The sequence below is a fragment of the Streptomyces ossamyceticus genome, from assembly GCF_001418475.1.
GTDB classification, from domain to species: domain Bacteria; phylum Actinomycetota; class Actinomycetes; order Streptomycetales; family Streptomycetaceae; genus Streptomyces; species Streptomyces ossamyceticus.
On record NZ_LIQX01000724.1, the window covers coordinates 1 to 5,483 of the forward strand.

Genomic DNA, 5,483 nt, shown 5'->3' on the forward strand with positions numbered 1-5,483 from the left:
AGGAGGAGAAGCTCCTCGCCGAGGCGGAGCGGCAGCAGGACGAGGACACCGGTGAGCAGGACATGCTGCCGTTCGAGGCGCTGGAGTCCGACGCGGTCTTCGACCGGGTCATGTACAACGGCGCCGAGTTCGGTATGCAGGCCCACCCGGGAAGCGAGGAGGAGCAGGACTACCTCGGGATCCCGGGGCTCCTCGAACCCGACCAGGTGCAGCTCCTGCTCCAGAAGCGGCAGGCCCGGCAGATCGCGCACAGCCGCCGGAAGCCGGACGCGGAGGCCGACCTCGTCGAGCTCCCCGCGGACCGCCGGCCCGTCGTCACCCACAAGGAACTCCTCGAACTGCGCAAGCAGCTCAACAGCATGGTCGGCGCCTACTCCCACCAGAGCGGCAAACCGCACGGCGTCATCCACACCGAGGTTCGGCGGGTGTGCGGCGGCCCGCCGAGCGCCGAGGCCACCGCGGGCCAACTGCGGCAGCGCATCGCCAAGGTGCAGGAGTGGGCCACCCGCATGAAGTGACGGCGGCGCCTCCGGGGCGTCGCCCGCGCGGGTGGATGTCGGCTGTTCGTGCGGTGGCGCGCGGGTGGATGACGGCTGTTCGTGCGGCGTGTGGAGGTGCCCGCGCGCCGGGCGGCGCGCTGTGTGTGCCCTGTGAGTCGTGCCCCTACATTTCGCGACAAATCGAAGTAGTCCGTACCGCTCCTTGACCGGATTCTGGACGGAGTCTTCCGCTCAGCGAACCGGCTCGTCTACTGTCCCGCTACGCAAACGCCCCGTGGCAGCGCCGCCGCGGAGCGCAGCCGTGAAGCGACTCCGCCCGGAAGTCAACCGGGTCCAGCCGATCGGCGGCCTCTGTAGCGCGTCGCCGACGGGACCGGTGACGCATCCCTCGCGAAGGGGGCCGCCGCCCTCACCACGAAGGAGTGGGCGTCGTGACCGCGGAGACCTCTCAGACGCTGGATCGGGGACTGCGTGTCCTCAAACTTCTCGCCGACACCGACCACGGGCTGACCGTCACCGAGCTGTCCAACAAGCTCGGGGTCAACCGGACCGTTGTGTACCGTCTGCTCGCCACGCTGGAGCAGCACTCCCTCGTACGACGTGACCTGGGCGGACGTGCCCGGGTCGGGCTCGGTGTGCTCCGCCTGGGCCGCCAGGTGCATCCGCTGGTACGGGAGGCCGCGCTGCCGGCGCTGCGGTCGTTGGCGGAGGACATAGGTGCCACCGCGCACCTCACCCTCGTCGACGGCAGCGAAGCGTTGGCCGTGGCTGTCGTCGAGCCGACGTGGACGGATTATCACGTCGCCTACCGGGCCGGATTCCGTCATGCGCTGGACCGTGGGGCCGCCGGACGCGCGATCCTGTCGGCCCGCCAGCAGCCGGGGGACTGGCCCGGGTACGCGCTCACGCACGGTGAGCTGGAGGCCGGGGCGAGCGGTGCCGCGGCGCCGCTGCTCGGTGTGACCGGTGTCGAGGGCAGCGTCGGTGTCGTCATGCTGGCGGACGCGGTGCCGGAGCGGGTGGGGCCGCGTGTGATGGACGCGGCCCGAGAGGTCGCCGACGCGCTCCGCTGACACGGGCGGCGGCCCGAGCCGAGCCGAGGCACCCCCGTTGCCCCGGCTCTCCGTGACCCGGCTCCCCGTGCCCCCTCCCGTGAGCCGGACTCCGCCCGCCCGCTCTACGGTCGGTGCTCGCCCTGCGACGTCTCCAGGGTGTCCAGCGCCTCCAGCCCCTCCAGCCACTCCAGGACCAGCTTCGCGAAGGTCTCCGGCTGTTCCATGGCGGCGTAGTGGGCCGTGCCCTCGATGGACAGGGCGCGTCCGGGGCCGGCGACCGTGGTGGTGAGGCGTTCGGCCATGGCGATGAGGTCGGGGGCGTCGAGGGCGCCATTGACCGCGAGGACCGGGACGGCGACGGCGGCGGCGCGGGCCCAGGTGTCCGTCACCGGGACATGCCAGTCCGTCTCGCCGAGGGTGTGCTTGGAGACGGTGTCGCGGTTCATCTCCCGCACACGGCGTATGAGCTCGGCGTCCACGTCGTCCGCCGTGCGGTACGGGCCGACGACCGCCTCGGCGGCGACGTCGAGCCAGGTCTCGATGTCCCCGGCCATCAGCGCGCCGTAGTAGCGGGTGACCGAGTCCTTCGTCCAGGGGTCCGTGAACTCGCGCTCGCTGGTGCCGACGTTGCTGACGACGAGGCCCTGTACGAGATCCGGGTGCTCCAGCGCGGTGTCGACCGCGATGCCCCCGCCCATGGACATGCCGATCAGTACGGCCGGGCCGGTGTCGAGGTGCCGCAGCAGCGCGGCCAGGTCGTCGGCGAACCGGAACGGCCTGCTCGCGTTGGCCGAGGCGCCGTGGCCGCGCGCGTCCGGTGTGATCACCCGATGGTGGGCCGAGAGCGGCGGGACGAGATCGCGCCACATACGGCGATCGGTGAAGCCGCCGTGCAGCAGGACCAGCGGGAGGCCCGTGCCGGTGTCGCCGTAGGCGAGCGGGCCGTCGTCGGAGGCGAACGTGAACACCTGAGAGACATCAGTCATGACAACTAAGGTGTCATCTTGCGGGTGGAATGGCAACCCAGGTGTCATCCTGGTCGGGTGACGCAGAACGAGAGCGACAACGAGACCGGCCGAGCCGCCCACGACACCGACAAGGACCGGCCGCTCCCGCCCGAGGTCCTCGCCGGGCGGCTGTACGAGGTGTTCGCCGTCCTCGGCCCCCTGTACCGCCGGGTCACCAAGGCCGTGGAGCTGAAGGCGCCGACCGTGGGGCTCTCCATCGGCGTACGCGCCGTACTGGAGCTGCTGCGGGCCAGGGGCCCGCTGACCGTGCCGCAGATGGGGCGGGCCCTGGCGGTGAGCCGGCAGTTCGTGCAGCGGATGGTCAACGAGGCGGCGGACGGCGATCTCGTCGAGGCGGTGCCCAACCCGGCCCACCAGCGGTCGTCCCTGATCCGGCTGACGGACGCCGGGCGCACCGCCATCGACGACCTCATCGCCCGTGAGAGCCGGCTGATGGCGCAGGTCGGGGGCGACATCACCGGCGCGGACATCGACACCTGTGTGCATGTGCTCACCCAGATGCTCGCGGTCTTCGAGGACGCCGACGGGAAGTGAGTTCCGGCACCCGGGCCGGGCCTGCGCCCACCGGCCCCTGGCCGGAACCGCGCGTCGCGTTAGATTGACTCCGTGCTCTCTCGCCTCTCCCGTCTTTCACGTCCCGTCGCCGTAGCCGTCTGTGCCGTGCCCGTCGTGGGGCTGCTCGCGACGGTCGCGTTCGCGCCGTTGCCGTTCACCATCGCGCAGCCCGGTATGACGGCGAACGTCCTCGGCGAGAACAAGGGCGAGCCGGTGATCACCATCTCCGGCGCGCAGACCCGGCGGACCACCGGCGAACTACGCATGACGACCATCGTGGCGACGGGCCCCGACGCCGACGTCGACCTCGGTGACGTGCTCGACAACTGGTTCCGCACCGACCGGGCCGTCATGCCGCGCGACGCGGTCTACCCCAGCGGCGAGTCCGTGAAGGAGATCGAGGAGTACAACGCGGCCGAGATGAAGCAGTCCCAGGACACGGCCACCGAGGCGGCCCTCGCCTACCTCGGTGAGGACGCCGACGACGTCAAGGTCACCCTGCGGCTCGCCGACGTCGGCGGCCCGAGCGCCGGGCTGCTGTTCTCCCTCGGCATCGTCGACAAGCTCGACGGCGACGGCAGCGGCGGCGACCTCACCGGCGGCCGGGTCATCGCCGGTACGGGGACCATCGACGGCTCCGGCAAGGTCGGCGCCGTCGGCGGGGTGCCCCTCAAGACCCAGGCCGCCCGCCGAGACGGCGCCACGATCTTCCTGGTCCCCAAGGCCGAGTGCGCCGACGCGAAGGCCGAGCTGCCGAAGGGGCTCAGACTCATCCCGGTGACCACGCTGAAGAACGCGGTCAGCTCCCTGGTGGCCCTGGAGACGGGCAAGGGGTCCGTCCCCAGCTGCTGACCCCGACTGACGACGGGCGACACGTTCCTCACGGTGACCGCCCACTACAGCGTGCAGATCTGGTACACCGACCTCCACCGGGCGCTCGCCGACGCCTGCGACTCCGCCCACGGCACCATCAGCCGCACCCAGTGGGCCCGCCACTTCCCCCGCCTCGGCTACGACCCGCCTTGCTCGCGCCGCACGTGACGTGGAGCGGCCGAAACGCCGCTCCTCCTCGTCCCGTCCCCTCGGCGGGCCGGGAGCCGCTCACTCGCCCCCGCCCGGGGTGACGACGAACCCCTCCGCCACCATCCACTCCAACGCCACCTGGTGCGGATCCTCCCCCTCCACGTCGACCCTGGCGTTCAGCTTCCGGGCCACGTCGTTGTCCAGCTTCGCCGTGACGGGAGCCAGGACGTCGGCGATCCGCGGCCACGTCCTCAGGGTCGCGGAGTTGATCTCGGGGGCCGCGTTGTAGTGCGGGAAGAACCGCCGGTCGTCCTCCATCACCGCCAGCCGCATCGACGCGATGCGCCCGTCGGTGGTGAAGACCTCCCCGTACACGCAACTCCCCTTCGCCGCCTGCGTGTAGATGATCCCGGTGTCCATCTGGGTGATGTTCCCGGCGGGCAGGCTCATGCCGTACGCCTTCTGCAGACCCGGCAGTCCGTCCGTGCGGTTGGCGAACTCGCCCTCCACGCACAGGGTGACGGCGTCCGGGTCCCGTCCCGCGAGGACGGCCACCTCGGAGAGGTTCCTCGTGCGGTACCGGTCGGCGTTGGCGCGGTTGAGGGCGAGGGCGTACGTGTTGTCCAGGGCCGACGGCGGCAGCCAGGTCACACCGTTCCTCAGGTCGGCGTCGCGCACCGCCTCCCACTGCCGGCGCGGGTCGGCGATGGGGGCGCTGTTGCCCTGGTACGTGATCCAGGCGGTGCCCGTGTACTCGTACATGGCGTCCGCCTCCCCGCTCCTGACCGCCTCCCGGGCGCCGAATGACCCCTGGATGCCGGTCCGGTCGAGCACCTCCGCGCCGGCGGCCTGGAAGGCGATGCCCATGATCGCGCCGAGGATCAGGTTCTCCGTGAAGTCCTTCGACGTCACGGTCAGCTCGGCGCCGTCCAGGGGCCGGCCCCGTCCGACGGAGCCGGGCCGCACATCGTCCGTCATGGGGGAGCCGCTGGTCAGCCCGCACCCGGTGAGGGCCAGCAGTCCGCAGAGCAGGGCGACCGTACGCGGCGCCGAACCGGCATGGCTCAAGGGCCCTCCTCCAGGCCCCGCGGCCGCAGCAGCACCTCCGCGAGCGAGGCCAGCCAGTCGACCAGCAGGGCCAGCGCCACCGTGAGGACCGAGCCGAGGACGAGGACGGGCATGCGCTGGTTGGTGATGCCGGTGGTGATCAGTACGCCGAGGCCGCCGCCCCCGCCGAAGGTGGCGAGGGTGGCCGTGCCGCTGATCCTCGCGGGCGTCCGCACGGCCCTCGTCCTGAACGTCGGCACGGCCACCCTCGCCAC

The 5,483-nt window shown here is 71.7% G+C and carries 6 protein-coding genes and 2 pseudogenes; 5 read left to right on the forward strand and 3 right to left on the reverse strand.

The annotated features are described in order from the left end of the window. Both AOK15_RS37535 and AOK15_RS37540 read left to right on the forward strand, forming a co-directional pair. Positions 1–518, forward strand: a pseudogene (locus tag AOK15_RS37535) (ATP-dependent helicase); the annotation flags it as partial. A gap of 413 nt (positions 519–931) precedes the next feature. Beyond that, positions 932–1,573, forward strand: coding sequence for an IclR family transcriptional regulator (locus tag AOK15_RS37540; RefSeq protein WP_055523212.1), 642 nt, complete (start codon positions 932–934; stop codon positions 1,571–1,573). Positions 1,574–1,677: 104 nt separating this feature from the next. Here AOK15_RS37540 and AOK15_RS37545 read toward each other — a convergent pair whose 3' ends face one another. Then, complete coding sequence (locus AOK15_RS37545; protein ID WP_055523214.1) at positions 1,678–2,541, reverse strand: alpha/beta fold hydrolase; 864 nt, start codon at positions 2,539–2,541, stop codon at positions 1,678–1,680. A gap of 57 nt (positions 2,542–2,598) precedes the next feature. Between AOK15_RS37545 and AOK15_RS37550 the strand changes: the two genes are divergently transcribed. From AOK15_RS37550 to AOK15_RS45375, 3 genes are all read left to right on the forward strand, one after another. After that, positions 2,599–3,117, forward strand: a complete 519-nt coding sequence (locus AOK15_RS37550; RefSeq protein WP_055523217.1) for a MarR family winged helix-turn-helix transcriptional regulator — start codon at positions 2,599–2,601, stop codon at positions 3,115–3,117. A gap of 72 nt (positions 3,118–3,189) precedes the next feature. Further along, complete coding sequence (locus AOK15_RS37555; protein ID WP_055523220.1) at positions 3,190–3,990, forward strand: S16 family serine protease; 801 nt, start codon at positions 3,190–3,192, stop codon at positions 3,988–3,990. Positions 3,991–4,023: 33 nt separating this feature from the next. Beyond that, entirely contained in the window at positions 4,024–4,179 is a 156-nt protein-coding gene (locus AOK15_RS45375) for a hypothetical protein (protein ID WP_157870487.1), read from the forward strand. 60 nt (positions 4,180–4,239) lie between these two features. Here the strand turns inward: AOK15_RS45375 and AOK15_RS37560 are convergent, their stop codons facing one another. Continuing rightward, positions 4,240–5,139: a glycine betaine ABC transporter substrate-binding protein gene (locus AOK15_RS37560; protein WP_079058927.1), complete on the reverse strand. Its 900-nt coding sequence runs from the start codon at positions 5,137–5,139 to the stop codon at positions 4,240–4,242. 86 nt (positions 5,140–5,225) lie between these two features. Then, positions 5,226–5,483 (reverse strand): annotated as a pseudogene (locus AOK15_RS45895) (ABC transporter permease); the annotation flags it as partial.

Excerpts from the sequence above, each read along its gene's own strand:
- AOK15_RS37545 (WP_055523214.1), bottom strand. The coding sequence starts at position 2,541 with ATGACTGATGTCTCTCAGGTGTTCACGTTCGCCTCCGACGACGGCCCG.
- AOK15_RS37560 (WP_079058927.1), bottom strand. The coding sequence starts at position 5,139 with ATGACGGACGATGTGCGGCCCGGCTCCGTCGGACGGGGCCGGCCCCTG.